The organism is Achromobacter sp. Marseille-Q4954, assembly GCF_943737025.1.
GTDB lineage: Bacteria > Pseudomonadota > Gammaproteobacteria > Burkholderiales > Burkholderiaceae_B > Achromobacter > Achromobacter bronchisepticus_A.
Genome location: NZ_CALSFQ010000002.1, coordinates 383,498 through 400,420, shown reverse-complemented (window position 1 = coordinate 400,420; position 16,923 = coordinate 383,498). Strand labels below are relative to the sequence as shown.

The 16,923-nt window shown below is 65.8% G+C and carries 16 protein-coding genes; 4 read left to right on the top strand and 12 right to left on the bottom strand.

The window, feature by feature from the left end; translation table 11 throughout:
- Window positions 1-217 precede the first annotated feature (217 nt).
- The 4 genes from NGK62_RS19915 (at window position 218) to NGK62_RS19900 (ending at window position 4,391) form a co-directional block, all read left to right on the top strand.
- Window positions 218-1,192, top strand: a complete 975-nt coding sequence (locus NGK62_RS19915; RefSeq protein ID WP_059375768.1) for a TRAP transporter substrate-binding protein — start codon at window positions 218-220, stop codon at window positions 1,190-1,192.
- Between the two features lie 7 nt (window positions 1,193-1,199).
- Complete coding sequence (locus NGK62_RS19910; protein ID WP_013394009.1) at window positions 1,200-1,700, top strand: TRAP transporter small permease; 501 nt, start codon at window positions 1,200-1,202, stop codon at window positions 1,698-1,700.
- Complete coding sequence (locus NGK62_RS19905; protein WP_059375756.1) at window positions 1,693-2,994, top strand: TRAP transporter large permease; 1,302 nt, start codon at window positions 1,693-1,695, stop codon at window positions 2,992-2,994. Before NGK62_RS19910 ends, NGK62_RS19905 begins: the two co-directional genes overlap by 8 nt.
- A gap of 326 nt (window positions 2,995-3,320) precedes the next feature.
- A complete protein-coding gene (locus NGK62_RS19900) occupies window positions 3,321-4,391 on the top strand; it encodes a porin (protein WP_059375752.1) in 1,071 nt (356 codons plus the stop codon).
- 57 nt (window positions 4,392-4,448) lie between these two features.
- Here NGK62_RS19900 and NGK62_RS19895 read toward each other — a convergent pair whose 3' ends face one another.
- The 12 genes from NGK62_RS19895 to NGK62_RS19840 form a co-directional block, all read right to left on the bottom strand.
- Window positions 4,449-5,156, bottom strand: coding sequence for an ABC transporter ATP-binding protein (locus NGK62_RS19895; protein ID WP_059375749.1), 708 nt, complete (start codon window positions 5,154-5,156; stop codon window positions 4,449-4,451).
- A gap of 4 nt (window positions 5,157-5,160) precedes the next feature.
- A complete protein-coding gene (locus NGK62_RS19890; protein ID WP_251879966.1) occupies window positions 5,161-5,883 on the bottom strand; it encodes an ABC transporter ATP-binding protein in 723 nt (240 codons plus the stop codon).
- Window positions 5,864-6,853 (bottom strand): branched-chain amino acid ABC transporter permease, encoded by a 990-nt coding sequence (locus NGK62_RS19885; protein WP_251879964.1) that lies wholly within the window; start codon window positions 6,851-6,853, stop codon window positions 5,864-5,866. Before NGK62_RS19885 ends, NGK62_RS19890 begins: the two co-directional genes overlap by 20 nt.
- A 1-nt stretch (window position 6,854) precedes the next feature.
- The gene (locus NGK62_RS19880; protein WP_054454041.1) at window positions 6,855-7,706 is read right to left on the bottom strand and encodes a branched-chain amino acid ABC transporter permease; all 852 of its coding nucleotides are present in this window, start codon (window positions 7,704-7,706) and stop codon (window positions 6,855-6,857) included.
- A 48-nt stretch (window positions 7,707-7,754) separates the two neighbouring features.
- Entirely contained in the window at window positions 7,755-9,002 is a 1,248-nt protein-coding gene (locus NGK62_RS19875; RefSeq protein WP_251879962.1) for an ABC transporter substrate-binding protein, read from the bottom strand.
- A 229-nt stretch (window positions 9,003-9,231) separates the two neighbouring features.
- On the bottom strand, window positions 9,232-10,038 hold the full coding sequence (locus NGK62_RS19870) for a putative hydro-lyase (RefSeq protein WP_059376159.1): 807 nt from the start codon (window positions 10,036-10,038) through the stop codon (window positions 9,232-9,234).
- 107 nt (window positions 10,039-10,145) lie between these two features.
- Window positions 10,146-11,051, bottom strand: a complete 906-nt coding sequence (locus NGK62_RS19865) for a LysR family transcriptional regulator (protein WP_059375739.1) — start codon at window positions 11,049-11,051, stop codon at window positions 10,146-10,148.
- A gap of 78 nt (window positions 11,052-11,129) precedes the next feature.
- Complete coding sequence (locus NGK62_RS19860; protein ID WP_118932041.1) at window positions 11,130-12,479, bottom strand: amidase; 1,350 nt, start codon at window positions 12,477-12,479, stop codon at window positions 11,130-11,132.
- 83 nt (window positions 12,480-12,562) lie between these two features.
- Window positions 12,563-13,246, bottom strand: coding sequence for a DUF2848 domain-containing protein (locus NGK62_RS19855; RefSeq protein ID WP_054454032.1), 684 nt, complete (start codon window positions 13,244-13,246; stop codon window positions 12,563-12,565).
- A 74-nt stretch (window positions 13,247-13,320) separates the two neighbouring features.
- Complete coding sequence (locus NGK62_RS19850; RefSeq protein WP_059375736.1) at window positions 13,321-14,604, bottom strand: TRAP transporter large permease; 1,284 nt, start codon at window positions 14,602-14,604, stop codon at window positions 13,321-13,323.
- Window positions 14,601-15,221: a TRAP transporter small permease subunit gene (locus NGK62_RS19845; RefSeq protein ID WP_059375734.1), complete on the bottom strand. Its 621-nt coding sequence runs from the start codon at window positions 15,219-15,221 to the stop codon at window positions 14,601-14,603. Before NGK62_RS19845 ends, NGK62_RS19850 begins: the two co-directional genes overlap by 4 nt.
- Before the next feature lie 239 nt (window positions 15,222-15,460).
- Window positions 15,461-16,507 (bottom strand): TRAP transporter substrate-binding protein, encoded by a 1,047-nt coding sequence (locus tag NGK62_RS19840; RefSeq protein ID WP_059375731.1) that lies wholly within the window; start codon window positions 16,505-16,507, stop codon window positions 15,461-15,463.
- Window positions 16,508-16,923 lie beyond the last annotated feature (416 nt).

Genomic DNA, 16,923 nt, shown 5'->3' with positions numbered 1-16,923 from the left:
CGCAATGCGTTTGCGCAAAGATTGAACCTTCAATGATCGACGCTGCGCACGCCTGTTAGGAATAACCCGTAAAGACGCGATTTCGCGCGCCCCGCCGCCGCATAGCAACATAGAATGGCACGGCTTTTCAGCTGCGCGTCATCGCCGCAGCGCTCTCTTTTTCGCAATGCCTATCGGGCACAACCCGGCTTCACCATTCGCAAAGAAGGACCACCCCATGCACAAGAAGATTTCCCTGTTGGCAGGCAGCATCGTCCTGGCGTTCAGCGCCGGCGCCCAGGCTCAAACGAAATGGGATCTGCCCACCGCCTATCCGGCCAGCAACTTCCACGTTGAAAACCTGACCACCTTCGTCAAGGACGTGGACACGCTGTCCGAAGGCAAGCTGAAGATCACGCTGCACAACAACGCCTCGCTGTACAAAGCGCCCGAGATCAAGCGCGCGGTGCAGGGCAACCAGGCGCAGATCGGCGAGATCCTGCTGACCAACTTTGCGAACGAAGATCCGATCTACGAACTGGACGGCCTGCCCTTCCTGGCCACCGGCTATGACGCGTCGTTCAAACTCTATCAAGCGCAGAAGCCCTTCCTCGAAAAGAAGCTCAACGCGCACGGCATGACGCTGCTGTACGCGGTGGCCTGGCCGCCCCAGGGCATCTTCGCCAACAAGGACATCAAGCAGATCAGCGACATGAAGGGCCTGAAGTGGCGCGCCTACAGCCCGGTGACGGCCAAGATCGCCGAACTGGTCGGCGCGCAGCCCGTTACCGTGCAGCAGGCTGAACTGGCCCAGGCCATGGCCACCGGCGTGATCGATTCCTATATGTCCTCGGCCTCCACCGGCTACGACACCAAGACCTACGAGTACATCAAGAAGTTCTACGACACCCAGGCCTGGCTGCCGAAGAACGCCATCATCGTCAACAAGAAGGCGTTCGACGCGCTTGACCCCGCGACCCAGGCCGCCTTGAAGAAGGCCGGCGCGCAAGCCGAAGAGCGCGGCTGGAAGCTGTCGCAGGAAAAGAACAAGTGGTATCAGGCGGAACTGGCCAAGAACGGCATGGAAACCATCCAGCCCACGGTCGAGCTGAAGGAAGGCCTGTCCGTGATCGGCAAGCGCATGCTGGACGACTGGCTGAAGAAGGCTGGCGCCGATGGCCAGGCCATGATCGACGCCTACAAGAAGCAGTGATATTTCCATGCGCCGCTTTCTAGATGGTCTTTACGGCGCGGCCGGCCTGCTGGCCGGCCTGTGCACGATCGGCGTCCTGGTGTCGGTGCTGGCCGCGATCATCGCGCGCCAGCTCAGCATGAACATACCCGGCACGGACGCCTATGCCGGGTATTTCATGGCCGCCGCCGGGTTCCTCGCCCTTGCCAGTACGTTCAAGCACGGCGAACACATCCGCGTGACGCTGCTGCTCAATTCGCTCAAGCCCGCCGCAGGCCGCAAGCTGGATATCTTCGCCCTGGCGGTCGGCTGCCTGCTCGCGTCCGCCTTCGCGTTCTTCAGCGTCAAGCTGACCTACGACTCCTGGCAGTTCAACGACATCTCCACGTCCAACGACGCGACGCCGCTCTGGATACCGCAACTCAGCATGGCCGTGGGCACGGTGCTGTTCCTGGTCGCCCTGATCGACGAGCTGATCCGACGCTCACGCGGCCTGTCCGCCGCCACTTCGCAGCAAACCCATGAATGAACTACTCGTCATCACCCTATTGGTCGTCTCGATCTTCGCGCTCCTGGGCTGCGGAGTCTGGGTCGGCCTGACCCTGGCGGGGACCGCCTGGATCGGCATGGAGATCTTCTCCAGCCGGCCCGCGGGCGATGCCATGGCCGTCACCATCTGGGGCGCGTCCTCCAGCTGGACGCTGACCGCCCTGCCGCTTTTCCTGTGGATGGGCGAAATCCTGTTCCGCACGCGGCTGTCCGAAGACCTGTTCAAGGGACTCGCCCCCTGGCTCAACCGCCTGCCCGGGCGGCTGCTGCACACCAACGTGATCGGCTGCGCGATCTTCGCGGCGGTCTCGGGCTCGTCCGCGGCGACCTGCGCCACGGTCGGCAAGATGACCATCCCGGAACTGACGCGCCGCGGCTATCCCGAGGACAAGATCCTGGGTACGCTGTCGGGCGCCGGCACGCTGGGCCTGCTGATCCCGCCGTCCATCATCATGATCGTGTACGGCGTGGCGGCGGACGTGTCCATCGCCAAGCTGTTCATCGCGGGCATCGTGCCGGGCATCCTGCTGGCCCTGCTGTTCATGGGCTACATCGCCTGGTGGGCGATCCGCAATCCCGGCCAGGTGCCGGCGGCCGACCCCGGCCTGTCGCTGCTGGAAAAGCTGTCGCGTTCGCGCCATCTGATCCCGGTGATGCTGCTGATCGGCGCGGTGCTGGGTTCCATCTATACCGGCATCGCCACCGCCACGGAAGCGGCGGCGGTCGGCGTGGTGGGCGCGCTGATCCTGTCTGCGCTGCAGGGATCGCTGAACCGCTCCGCCTTCATGCAATCGCTGCTGGGCGCCACCCGGCTGTACTGCATGATCGCGCTGATCCTGGCGGGCGCGCAGTTCCTGACCCTGGCCATGGGCTATATCGGCCTGCCGCGCGCGCTGGCTGAATGGATCGGGGGGCTGGGCCTGTCGCAGTTCGGGCTCATCATGGCGCTGATGGTGTTCTTCATCGTCCTGGGCTGCTTCCTGGACGGCATCTCCATTGTCGTGCTGACCATGGGCGTGCTGTTGCCCACCGTGCAGGCCGCCGGCATCGATCTGATCTGGTTCGGCATCTTCATCGTGTTCGTTGTGGAAATGGCACAAATCACGCCGCCCGTTGGGTTCAACCTGTTCGTTCTGTCCGGCATGAGCGGCAGGGAACTGCCCTACATCGCGCGCGCCTCGCTGCCGATGTTCTTCCTGATGATCCTGGCGGTGCTGCTGCTCTATGCCGTGCCCGGCATAGCGACGTGGCTGCCGCTGCACATGACGCTGTAGCGCGGTGCTGACATGAAAACCCCGTTTCTGAAACGGGGTTTTTTTTGGCCTCCGGTCTCGCCTCCCCCTGTTTTTTCGTGTTGTAAACCAGGGAAAACTCCAAAAAACAACAGGTGCCGCTCACGCCCCAGTTTTTCTAGAATTCCCTGGCGCTGCTACGTTGCAACATTACGGCGTATATGTGCATATGCGGCTATCGCCCGGACCCGCGCTTACCGTAAGCGTCGGTGCGACGGCCCAGCGCCTGACGATCCGCCAGGCGCGAACAGCCGGGCCAAAAGCCCGGCGCCACTAATAAATAGCGCTACCCAGGAGGAGCCCCCAGCATGAAACGCATTCCCCTATCCCTCGCCCTTGCAAGCCTGGGCCTGGCCGCCGGCGCGGCCCACGCCGAAACCAGCGTCACCCTGTACGGCATCGCCGACGTCAGCATCCGCTACCTGAGCACCAGCGCCGGCAGCGTCGGTCAAGACGGCAGCCGCGTGTCGATGGAGAACGGCGCCATATCCAACAGCCGTTGGGGCCTGCGCGGCTCCGAAGACCTGGGCGACGGCAACCGCGCCTTCTTCCGCCTGGAAAACGGCTTCAACATGCAGAACGGCCGCGGCTCGGATCCGTCCAAGACCTTCAGCCGCCTGGCCTACATCGGCCTGGACGGCGGCAACATCGGCGCGCTGACCCTGGGTCTGCAGAACACCCCGATGTTCGACCTGCTGGCCGACTACTTCGACCCGCTGACCGTCGGCAACTACGACCAGAACGCCTGGCTGCCCGCCGCCATGTCGCGCGTGCGCACCAACAACATGACCAAGTACTCCAACACCATTGGAGACCTGGCGTTCGTGCTGTCCTGGGCCAACGGCGACGACTACAAGGACCACAAGGCCGGCCAGCAGTACGGCGCCAGCCTGCGCTACACCGTCGGCAAGCTGGGCCTGGGCGCAGCCTACCAGCAGACCTACGATGGCACGGATTCCGATCTGCGCCAGCGCGTCTGGAACCTGAACGCCTCGTATCAGTTCGACGGCGCCAAGGTCTTCGCCGGCTACTACAACGGCCGCGACGAAACCGGCTGGGTCAACGCCGTGATGGGCGGCAACCAGGCGCCCGGCCTGGACCGCAAGGACAATGGCTACTTCGCCGGCGCCACCTGGCAGGCCACGCCGCGCTGGGCCATCACCGGCGCCGCCTACTACGACCAGAGCAAGAACGTGGTCGAAGACGGCGACAAGGGCAAGCGCTACGCGCTGGTCGCCGTGGCCGAGTACTCGCTGTCCAAGCGCTCGCAGATCTACGGCACCGTCGACTGGAACAAGGTCAACGACGCCGCCAGCGGCGAAATCGCCGGCAAGAGCAGCCAGCTCGGCGCCGCAGTGGGCTTCCGCCACATCTTCTGATGACTGTCCGCGCCGGACGCCTTGCGCGTCCGGCGCAGTTTCGTCACGCTCCCTTCCTTACATCCCCAGATAGGCCTTGCGCACCTCGTCCGAGGCTGCCAGCTCCGCCGCTTCGCCCGACAGCGCCACCCTGCCGCTTTGCATCACGTAGGCGCGCGCCGCGACTTCCAGCGCCTGGGCCATGTTCTGCTCCACCAGCAAGACCGACAGGCCGTCATCGCGGTTCAAGGCCGCCAGCGCGTCGAATACCTGTTCCACCAGCAAGGGCGACAGGCCCAGGCTGGGCTCGTCGATCAAGAGCAGGCGCGGTCCGCTCATCAGCGCCCGGCCGATGGCCAGCATCTGGCGCTCGCCGCCCGACATGGTTCCGGCCAGCTGCGTGCGACGTTCCTTCAGGCGCGGGAACAGGGTGTAGACGCGCTCCAGGCGTTCCCCGTACACGCGCTCATCGCGCACGGTGTACGCGCCCAGGCGCAGATTCTGTTCCACGGGCTGGCGCGCGAACACGCGCGCGCCCTCGGGAATCATCGAGATACCCTGCGTCACCAGCCTGTCCGGCGGCGTGCCGGTGATATCCCGGCCTTCGAAAATCACCCGGCCGCTCTTGGGCTTGACGGAGCCGACGATCGCCATCAGGGTGCTGGACTTGCCCGCGCCGTTGGCGCCCAGCAGCGCAGCGATCTCGCCCGGCCTGACCTCCAGCGACAGGCCGCGCACCGCCTGCACGCCGCCGTAGGCCACGCTCAGGTCTTCCACTTTCAGCATCGCATCAGGCACGGTGCCTTCTCCCCAGATAGGCTTCGATCACGGCCGGATTGCGCACGATTTCCTGCGGCGCCCCCTCGGCGATCATCTGGCCGAAGTTCAACACCAGCACCCGGTGCGCCAGCCGCATGACCACCTCCAGCACATGCTCCACGATGATGAGCGTGACGCCCGACGCGTGGATGCCGCGCAGGATCTCGGCCAGGGCGATGGCCTCGGCCGGGTTCAGTCCGCCCGCCACTTCGTCGAGCAGCAGCATGCGCGGCTCGGTGGCCAGCGCCCGGGCCAGTTCGACCCGCTTCTGTCCCGCCACATTGAGCTCGGCCGCCCTGACGTCGGCGCGTTCGGCCAGGCCCACCAGTTCCAGCACGCGGGCCGATTCGCGGCGCGCGTCCTGCAGGCGCGGATGGCGCAGCAGCGCGCCGACCATGGCGTTCTCCAGCACCGTCATCTGCCCGAAGCTGCGCGGGATCTGGTAAGTGCGCACCAGCCCCATGGCGGCTACCTGTTCGGGCCGCCGGCCTATCATCGACTGGCCGTCGAAAGTCACCGAGCCGGAGGTGGGCTCATGATGCCCGACCAGGCCGTTGAACAAGGTGCTCTTGCCCGCTCCGTTCGGGCCGATGATGGCAACGATCTCGCCCGCCTCGACCGACAGCGAGATGTCCTTGTTCGCGACCAGCCCGCCGAATTGCTTGGTCAGGTTCTTAACGTCCAGCAGAGCCACGGCGCCTCCTCAATGTCACCAGCCCACCCGGCAGGAACAGCGTGACCAGCAAGATGGCCAGGCCGAAAATCAGCAGATCCAGGCCCAGGCCCGAACTGCCCCACAACACGCGCGTGCCCTCGGACAGCGGCAGCAGCACCGCCGCGCCCAGCCACGGGCCGATCAGCGTGCCGACCCCGCCCAGGATGGTCACCAGCACGACCTGCACCGACATCGTCAGGTTGAACATGGATTCCGGGTCGATGAAGCCCACGTACATGGCAAAGAAGCCGCCCCATACGCCGGTCATGCCCGCCGACATCACGAATGCCAGCATCTTGTAGCGGTCCGCGGGCACGCCCAGGCTGCGCGAGGCCGCCTCGTCGCCGTTGATGGCACGCCAGTAGAAGCCGGTCTTGGAATGCACCAGGAAGAAGGTGGCGCAAAAGGTCAGGAAGGCCAGCCCCACCGCGATCCAGTAGTACGGCACCTTGCTGCGGAACAGCAGCATCCAGGCGGCGTCGCCGATGGGCGCCTCCAGGCCGACCGCGCCGCCCGCCCATTCCCAGTTGATCATCAGCAGCAGGCCGATCTGCAGCAGCGCGATGGTGGCCATGGCGAAGTAATGGCCGGACAGCCGCAGGGTGGGTCCGCCCACCAGCCACGCCAGCGCGGCGCTGATCACCCCGCCCAGCGGGATGCCCAAAAGCGGCGTGAGCTTCAGATGGTGCAGCAGCAGCAAGGTGGTGTAGCCCCCTACCCCCACGAACACGCTATGGCCGAAGGAGATCCGCCCGAGGAAGCCGCCCACCAGGTTCCAGCAGGCGCCCAGCGCGCCGAACATGATGGCCAGCAGCAGCACCTGCAGGGTGAAAGCATCCTTCACCACCAGCGGCACCAGGGCCATCAGGATGGCCGCGACGGCAGCGGCCAGGGCCGGCCATTTGGGCACGCCGGCGGACACGGTATCGATCTTGTCTGTCTTGTTCATCTCACCACCGCCCGAACAGGCCGCGCGGCCGATACCAGAGAACCAGGATGAACAGGATGAAGACGCTCACGGTCTTCAACGCTGGGGCGACGAAGTAGCCGGTCATGGCCTCGATGATGCCGATCAGGATCCCCGCGATGAAGGCGCCAGGCAACGACCCGAAGCCGCCCATGCACACCGCCACGAAGGCCAGCAGGCCAAACACCGTGCCCACCGAGGGAAATACATAGAAGAAGGTGGTCAGCAAGGCGCCGGCCAGGCCGACCGCCGCGCTGCCCAGCATCCAGACCTGGGCGTTGACCCGGTCGGGCGAAATGCCCACCAGCGCCGCCACCTGGCGGTCTTCCGCCACCGCCTGCAGAGCATGGCCCCAGCGCGTGCGGTACACCAGGATGAACAGCGCGACCACCACCACCAGCGCGATCAGGCCCGTCACCACTTGGGGTCGGCCCAGCGAGATGCCGGCAACCGTGACGCTGCCCGACACCAGCGTGTCCGGCAGGCTGCGATAGTCGGGGCTGAAGGCGATGAAGGCTATCTGGCGCAGCACCAGCCCAAGGCCGAAGGTGGCCAGGATGACCGCCATCGCCGGCCCCTTTTGCAGGCGGCGGATGATGAGGGCATAAGTCAGGAAGCCGACGAAGGCGAGCAGGACCGCCACCAGCGGCGCCGACAGCGTGGGATCGATGTGGCCCAGCGTGTAGAGCCAATAGGCGGCATACATGCCCAGCATCAGGAACTCGCCATGGGCGAAGTTGATGACGTCGGTGATGCCCCAGATCAGCGCCAGCCCCACCGCCACCGCGGCATAGATCAGGCCGTTGAACAGGCCTGCCGAGAGAGCTTCGAACATGGAGTGCTCCTCGCGGCGGGCCCCGCGGCCCGCCGCGTCAGACTATGTTTACTTCCAGGTGAACGGCAGCGTGGGCAGGTTCTTGTCGGTACGGTATTTTTCCGGCCACACGGTCTGGTAGGCCGCGCCCTTGAGCTCCAGGATCAGGCCCGAACCCTTGGTGTTCTGGCCCTTGGCGTCGAACTGCACCCCGGCCCAGGGCATCGCGACCTGCGCCTCGCCCAGATCGGTGGCGGCCAGCGCCTTGCGGATCGCCTCGGGGTCGGTCGAACCGGCCCGGTTGATCGCGTCGGCCAGCACCAGCACGCCCTGCATCGAACGGGCGTTGTTGCCGTTCAGGTCCTTGCCCGTCTTGGCCTTGTACATGTCGTTGATCTTTTTCAGCCCGGCCTTGGATGCCGCCACGTCATTGCCCCAGACGTCGCGCGTCAGCACGCCCTGGACCTGCGGCCCCACCTCCTGCACGAAGCGCGAATCGATGAAGCCCGCGTCGTTGGCCAGGAACACCGGCGGCGCGTATTTGCTTTCGCGCATGGTGCGCACGAACAGCATGGCGTCCGAGGTATAGCTGGCGAAGATCGCCACATCGGGCTTGGCGCCCGCCAGTTTCTGCACTTCCGCCGTCACCGAGGCCGAGCCGGCGCTGTAGGCGATGTTGGCGACCAATTGGCGGTTGTATTGCTTGGCGAACTTCTCGACCGCCTTGTAGGTGTTCACGCCGAAGTCGGTGTTCTCGTACACCACGGCGATCTTGGCGGTCGGCACCGCCTTGATGCCATCCAGGAACTGCATCATGTTCTCGACGAAGGTATCGTCGTTGGGCGAGGTGCGGAAGAACCACTTATAGCCGCGCTCGGTCAGGTCCGGGCTGCTGGATTCGCCATTGACGTAGGGTATGCCGCGCTGCTCGGCGATGCGGCTGGCGGTCTTGGTCACGGCGGACTGGTAAGCGCCGGTCAGGGCCACTACCTTTTCCTGGTCGATCAGGCGTTGGGCGTCGGCCAGGCCCACTTCGGGCTTGCCCTGGGAATCGCCGAACACCACTTCGATCTTGGCGCCGCCCAGCGCCGGCAAGCCGCTGCCCGCTGCCAGCGGTATGCCTTCCAGCTCGGGATGCGGATTGTTGATGATCTCGACCGCCAGTTCGACGGCCGCCTTGATTTCAGCCCCGGTGGACGCCAAGGCGCCCGATAGCGGATAGATTGCGCCGATGCGCACGGCCTGTTGCGCCTGCGCGGGAACGGCGCACATCAGCGCCAGGCTCGCGGCGACACCCGCGATGAGCTTCATCTTCATAACTGGACTCCTGGATTGGACCGGCTGGGTGTGAAAGCAATGCATGGCCGCGTTGGCGGCGGCACGAGACCCTCCGGCAAGCCGGAAGGCCCCAGATTCAAAGCGGTTGTCGCCATTTCCCCTTGTCCTTTAATGGATCGTTTTGGTGGCACAACTGGTACTGCAGCGCGAGTAGAGACTTCTAACCGCTACCCGCTTACGCGCTACTGAGAAAGCGGATGGTTGGCGGTCAGAACACCGCCATCCGGCTGTTGATGAGGTCCGTGACCAGCATATGGCCCGGCGCGTGGGTAATGCAGAATTCCGGCTTGACCGCTGCGACCACCGACTGCGGCGTTACGCCGCAAGCCCAGAACACGGGCATTTCCCCTTCGCGGATTTCCACCGGATCACCATAGTCCGGGCGGTTGATGTCGGCAATCCCGATCAACGCGGGGTCGCCGATATGCACCGGCGCGCCGTGGACCGAGGGAAAACGCGAGGTGACCTGGATGGCGCGGATGGCGTCCGCCGCCTTCAGGGGACGCATGGACACGACCAACGGACCGCCGAACACGCCCGCGGCATGGGTCGGGACGCTGGTGCGATACATGGGCACGTTGCAGCCCTGCTCGATGTGGCGCACGGGCAAGCCGTTGTCCAGCATTGCTTCCTCGAAGGAGAACGAGCAGCCGATCAGGAACGACACCAGATCGTCGCGCCAAATATCGCGCACATCGGTAGGCTCGGCCACCAGCTCGCCGTTCTTCCATACCCGGTAACGCGGGATGTCGCTGCGGATGTCGATGTCCTGGCCCAGTTCCGGCAAGGCGGGATCGCCGGGCTCGGACATGGCCAGCAAGGGACAGGGCTTGGGATTGCGCTGGCAGAAATGCAGGAAGTCCGCGGCCAGCGCGCGCGGCAGAATGGCGAGGTTGGCCTGGACGTGGCCCGGCGCCAGATTGGCGGTCGGGCCGGTCAGCTTGCCGCTGCGCGCGTCCAGCCGCGCCTGCCGGGCCAATTCGACGCTGGCGCGCGCCGCGGGTTTGGATTGCATGCCTATCCCCTTGATGATGATGCAGGTATTGGGGCATTGCACAGGAACCGCGGGCCAGCGTCCAATCACAAGTTGCGATAGACCCCGATCAAAAATATTTATCAGGGTTATGCCGGATGGCGCAGCGCCTCTTCCCGCGCGATCTGCTGCGCCGCCTCAGCCACCGCGCGCGGAATCTGGCTGTCCGGCCCCTGCATCCAGCAAGCGGTGTAATGCAGCGGCGGCAAGGCCGGCGCCTTCACGTCCAGGATGCGCAATTCGCCCTGCGCCAGCTCCTTGTGCAGGATGACGGGCGCGATGACCGCGGTGCCGATGCCGTCCTGCGCCATCCGCACGATGACGCTGAGCGCCGAACTGCCGTACATGCGCGGCGCCTCGACGCCCGCCTGCTGCAACAGCTGGCGCACGGCGCGGTGCGGATCGGTGGTGGAGGGATAGGTGATCACCGGCCATTCGGCCAGGCGCTTGAGCGCGATCGGCTGGCGCCCGACCTTGAGCTTGGGGCTTGCCACCCAGGACAGCGGGTAATTGCAGAGGTAGAGATTCTCGATGCGGGGCTCTTCCATCGGCCCCAGCAGAAATGCCAGGTCGATCTGGCGTGAGGCGAGCTGCGTCTTCAACACCGTGGTCGTATCCACCTGGATCTCGACCATCAGCGCCGGATAGGCGTCATGCAGATATTCCATCAGGGTTGGCAGCCAGGTATGGACGATGGTTTCCGATACCCCCAGCCGCAGCATGCCGCTCATCACGCTCTTGGCGCGCGCGGCCTCCTGCATGTCGCGCCGCATCTGCAGCATGCGCTCGGCATGCGACAGCAGCTCGCGCCCCTTGCCTGTCAGCTTGATGCCACGCGTGTCGCGGTCGAACAGGCGCACGCCCAGATCGGATTCCAGCGACGCGATGCGCTGGGAAATGGCCGGCTGGGTGGCATTGAGCTTCTCGGCCGCCGCCCGGAAACCGCCCAGGGTGGCGACCCAGAAGAACGTTTCGATATTGCGCAGATCGATCATGGCGGCGGCATCCGGCTATGCAGCCGCCATCTTAGCGCCCAGGACGGACCGGCGGCCGCCGCCCGTCCCGGCTGCGCCTCACTGGCCGGCGTAGAGCGCTTCCACCGCCAGGCCGATGCTCAGGATACGGCGGTCCGCGCCGTTGCTGGCCGCGATCATCAGGCCCACCGGCGCCGTGCCGGCGGCATGGCAAGGCAGCGACAGCGCGCAGCCATCCAGGAAATTGATCAGCGTCGGGTTGCGCAGGATCAGGCCGTTGGCGGCGTAATAGGCATCATCGGAGGCCTGCAGGTCGGCCACCGCCGGCGCCACGATGGGCGTGGTCGGCATGATCAGGGCGTCGTAGCCGGCAATGCGGCGGTCCACCGCCGCGACCCAGGCTTCGCGCGCATCCAGCAAGTCCAGGTAGTCGGCCGCGCTCATGTCCTTGCCGCGCATGATGCGCGACACCACGCGCGGGTCATAGCGCTTGCCGGCGCGGGCGATCAGGTCGCGGTGCCAGGCCCAGGCTTCGGCGGCGGTAAAGCCGCCCTTGGCGTTGATGGCGGCCAGTTCGGCGAATTCCGGAATCGCGATCTCTTCGACCAGGGCGCCGGCGGCCTTCAGCCGGCTCACGGCGGCTGCGAAGCTGTCGGCAACATGCTTGTCCATGGCGTCCAGCGCCAGCGTGGTCGGGATGGCCAGGCGCAACCCGCGCAGCACGGCCGCTTCCGGCGCCGGGCCGCCGTCGCCGGACAGGATGGCGTCCAGTTCGGCGCAGCAGCGCACGCTGGCGGCGATGGGGCCGATGGAGTCCAGGTTGGCCGACAGCGGCAGCACGCCTTCCATGGAGACGCGCCAGGCGCTGGGCTTGAAGCCCGTCAGGCCGCAAAGCGCGGCCGGAATGCGCACGGAACCGCCGGTGTCCGAACCAATGGCCGCGGCCGACATGCCGTCGGCAACCGACACCGCGGCGCCCGAGGACGAGCCGCCCGGGATGCGGCCGGTGGCGCGGTCGTAGGGGTTCAGGGGCGTGCCGTAATGGGGATTGATGCCCAGGCCCGAATAGGCGAATTCGGTCATGTTGGTGCGGCCGATGATGACCGCGCCTGCCGCGATCAGACGGCGCACGACTTCAGCGTCGGCGTCGGCCGCCGGTTCGCCTTCACGGGCCACCGAGCCAGCCATCGTGGTTTCGCCTTCGATGTCGAAGAGATCCTTGATGCTGATCGGCAAGCCCTCGATCGCGGAGCGGACGATGCCGGCGGCGCGCAGCGTGTCGGAAGCTTGCGCCTGCGCCAACGCGGATTCGGCGTACAGGCGGGTGAACGCGCGCGCGCCCTCGCCCGCTTCGTCCTGCGCGCGGGCCAGCGCCGCCTGCGTCAGTTCCACGGAGGTGCTGCGGCCCTCTTGCAGGGCCTGGGTCAGATCGTTCAAAGTCGGAACCATAGTCATCCTAGTGCCGTCTTGCGGCTTGAGTGCAAACGGGCGCGCCCGCGGGCGCGCCTGGCGATCGGCGCCTGGGGCCAGAATCAGGCCACCACGGGCAGCGTCTCGACATGATAGCGGTGGCGCAGGCTGCGCTGGCGCCGCGGATCGTGCAATTCCATGGTGAAGTCGGCCGCAGCGCGGATGCCGCCGATCGCGCCCACCGTGCCGCAGGTCATGCCCGCGCCGGCCGGCAGCACCGTGGCGCCGCCGGTATAGCCCGCGATCAGGTCCTGCGGCGTGCGCAGCGACGCCAGCGGGCCTTCCTGGTACAGCACTTCCACGCCGTTCTCGACGATGTAGGAACGGATGATGAGCTCGTCCCAGTAGTCCGCCACGTCGGCCAGGCGCCAGGCGCTCGTGGCCACGGGCTTGACGCAGACCTGCTTGGACATCGCCACGCTGTAGGTTTCCAGCTTGCGGTCGGTATGGTCGGAGGCGATGCTGACGTACATTTCGCCGTCCACGGAGAATACGAAGGTCTCGACTTCGCCCGAGGAATCCTCGCCCAGGGCCTGCACGGTTTCCTTCTGCGTCAGTTGATTGTCGGCAATGCGGTAGTACAGCGGCACGCTGCTGGGACGCGGCACGCCGATGGCGGCCAGCTCTTCGATGTGATGCTCGATCGCGGCCATGTCGCGGCCGGCCCAGCCGGCGACGATCAGGGTGTTGAACTCCACTTCCACCTGGCGGGGTTGCGAGTCTTCGATCTGGAATACGGCTTTCATGTCTGTCCTGCTGAGAATTAGGGAGTGAAGGACGCGGCGGTTCGCCGCGCCCCGGAACGTCTAGGCAATAAAGGTCAGCCGAATACGCGCGGCAGCCACAGCGCCACGTCCGGCCAGAAGGCCAGCAGCGCCAGCATCACGAACATGGCGGCCACGAACGGCAGGCTGCCGACGATGACCGCGCTCATGGAACCGCTCTTGCGCAGGCTTTGCACCACGAACAGGTTCAGGCCCACCGGAGGCGTGATCAGGGCGGCTTCGACCAGGATGATGATGACGATGCCCAGCCAGATGGGATCGAAACCCAGGCCGATCATGATGGGCGCCACGATGGGGATGGTCGTGATCATCATGGACAGGGTTTCCATGAAGCAGCCCAGCACCAGGTAGAAGATCACCACGATCAGCAGCATCCAGCCGGGCGACAGGCCCAGGCCCGTGATCGACTTGGTCAGCGCATCGGTCAGGCCGGTCGCGGACATGACGAAGTTCAGGAAGCTGGCCGCCACCACGATCAGCATGATCATGGCCGTGGAGCGCATGGTGCCTTCCATGACCTCGCGCAGCATCGACCACGACAGGCGGCGGAACCAGGCCGCCAGGATGAAAGCGCCCAGCACGCCCAGCGCGGCGGCCTCGGTCGGCGTGGCCAGGCCGGCGTAGATGGAACCCACCACCAGGAAGAAGATCCCCATGGGCGGCGCCAGATGCACCAAGCTGGCGAAACGCTGGCCCCAGGTCGCCTGGATCTTCTTGCCGCCCCAGGACGGCTTGGCGACGCAGGCGATGACCACCGTCAGCATGAACAGCGCGGCCATCGCGAAACCCGGGATGATGCCGGCCAGGTACAGCTTGGGCACGGAGGAGTTCGTCAGCACGCCGTAGATGACCAGGTTGATCGAGGGCGGGATCAGGATGCCCAGCGTGCCGCCGGCGGCCAGGCTGCCCAGGAACAACGGCTCGTTGTAGCCGTACTTGCGGATCTGCGGGATCGCCACGGTGCCCACCGTCGCGGCGGTCGCCACGCTGGAGCCGGAGGTGGCCGAGAACAGCGTCGAGGCGCCGATGTTGGCGTGCATCAGCCCGCCCGGCAGCCACGACAGCCACAGGCTCATCGCGCCATACATGCGTTCGGCGAATCCTGCGCGCAGCAGCACCTCGCCCAGCATGATGAACAGCGGAATCGCCACCAGCAGGAATTCGTTGTTGGTGCTCCAGGAAACTTCGCCGATCGCGCGCGTCAGCGGCAGCATGGAGAACAGCGGGTCCAGGATCAGGCCCAGCACGCCCAGCGCCGCGCCCACCGGAATCGACAGGCCGATCAAAACCAGGAGCAGTATCAATGCGGTGGAAATCATGCGGCCTCTCCCTTCACCATGCGCTCGCCGGCGGCGGCTTCCTCGTCGGCCTCTTCCTGCGCCGAACGCACGCCGCAAATGCTCCTGACCAGTTCGATATCACCCGTGACCAGCGCGGCGGAAGCGCGCGCCAGCATCAGCGCGACCGTGACGCACATCCAGGCCAGGCCCAGCGCCCACAGGCCCTGCGGAATCCACAAAGGCGTGGCCAGCGGCGTATTGGCCGCGGACTTCTGCGCCCAGGAGGTCTGCACCACCTCGAACGCGTAATACGTCAGGTACACCATGAAAACCGCCAGGGCCACCATGGAGATCCAGTCCAGCACGGCGGCGACGCGCACCGGCATGTACTGGTAGACCACGTCCACGCGCACGTTGGCGCGCTGCAGCGTGGCGAATGCCAACGCCCAGGAGGTGCTGATGGCGAAGGCATAGCTGGACAACTCGTCCGCGCCGCCAGTCGTGAAGCCCAGGAACTTGCGGGCCAGCACATCGAACGAGATCAGCAGCACGCTGGCCACCGTCAGCGCGCCGCCGGCCCACACGGCCAAGCGCGAAAAGCTCTCGGCGCGCCGCAATAGCCCGCCCAGCAGGCGGAAGTGTTCAGATTGAGTCATGAGTCAAACCTTTGCAGGGCCAGGCACACATCGCCGCCTCTGCGATTAACGAACGATCCCATACGTATGCCACGCAGCCGGCTATGCCGATCTGCAGCAACTCCCCCATCAGGGGGCCACGAAGCCAGCTCAGCCGATCTGCAGCGCCCCTCCCCGATCCGGATGCCGCGGATCCGGCTCCGCCGGTCCGCAGGCATGCCCCCCTGGGGGGGAAGCGCGCAGCGCTTCGGGGGGGGGCCCTACTTCATAGCGGTCAGGCCCAGCGTCTTGCCGACGGTGGCGTTGAAGTCCTTCACGCACTGGGCCGAGCAGCGCGCGGCCCACTTCGGCAGCACGGCCTCTTCGGTGACCTTCTTCAGCAGCGCGCGGTCAGCGTCCGAGGGCTGGACCAGGACCATCTTGCCCTTGACCGGGAACGGGCAAGCGGCGGCGCCCGTGTTGCAGTCATAGCCTTCCTGGGTCTGGCGCGCGGCGGCGTCCCAGATGTTGTCGACCAGCGTCTTCACATTGGTCTGCAGGAAAGTGCGCACGTTGGGGTCCAGCTTGTCCCAGGCCTTCTGGTTGACGGCGTGGATCTGCTGGTTCCAGTTGATCGGCAGCGCGACCAGGTGGGTCGACACTTCGTACCACTTGGCCGAATAGCCGGACAGCGAACCCGTGATGGCGCAATCCACCACCTTATTCTGCAGCGCGGGCACCACTTCGCCGAAGGCCATGGTCACGCTGGAGCCGCCCAGCGCTTCGACGAACTCGGCGGTGGTGCGGCTGCTGGTGCGGACCTTCTTGCCCTTGATGTCGGCCAGGCTCTTGATTTCGGCGTTGCAGAACAGCACCTGCGCGGGATACGTGGAAATGCCCAGCAGCTTGACGTTGCTGCCTTCGCCATAGAGCTTGGCGTAGACCGGTTCGAACGCGTCGGTGACGGCGCGCGCGGTCTTGACGTCGGGCGCCAGGCCGGCCAGGTCGATCGCTTCGTTGATGGGGTTGTCGCTGGCGAAGTAGGCGAGCGTGGCGGTGCCGAATTCGACCACGCCCTGAGACATCAGGCGCAGCAATTCGGGGCCCTTCAAGCCCATTTCGTTGAAGCCCTTGATGTCGGCCGTGACCTGGCCCTTGGACAGCTCGGGGATGGTCTTGGTCCAGAACGGCTTTTCGTAATCGTTGTAAGCAGTCAGGTTGCTCAGGCCGCCCACGACTTTCAACTGGGTCTTGGGGAGGTCCTGTGCCTGGACGGCGCCGGCCAACAGGCTGGCGGCGACGGCGGCGAAAACTAGCGACTTCTTCATGGACAAAACTCCTGGCTGGCGGGATGGTATGCCGCGCGCCGGATCCCGTTATCCTGGCGGCGCGCGGTGGCAATCAATGAGTCTGGAGATCAGCCGCGCAGCGGCGCGCATCGCGCCTGCGCGGCATGGCTTGCCGCCCGGTTCCGGGAATGGGACATACGCTGGTTCATGCTTTCCCCCCGCTCTAGGCATCCAGGCGATCGTTATTGATGTGGCACCATTGCAGCGTCAGGGGCGCGGAGCGTCCAATCGTATGTTGCGATACGGGGGTATAAATTTTTCTTTGGTCTCGTGCGCCACGCCCCCCGCGTTTCGCGCAAACGACGCAATGGCGGGGCTTAGCGGGCAGCCGGGCGCGCCGCAACGCGGCCGCGTCGCAAGGCCGCCACGGCCGGCGGCGCAGCCCCTGCTGGGGT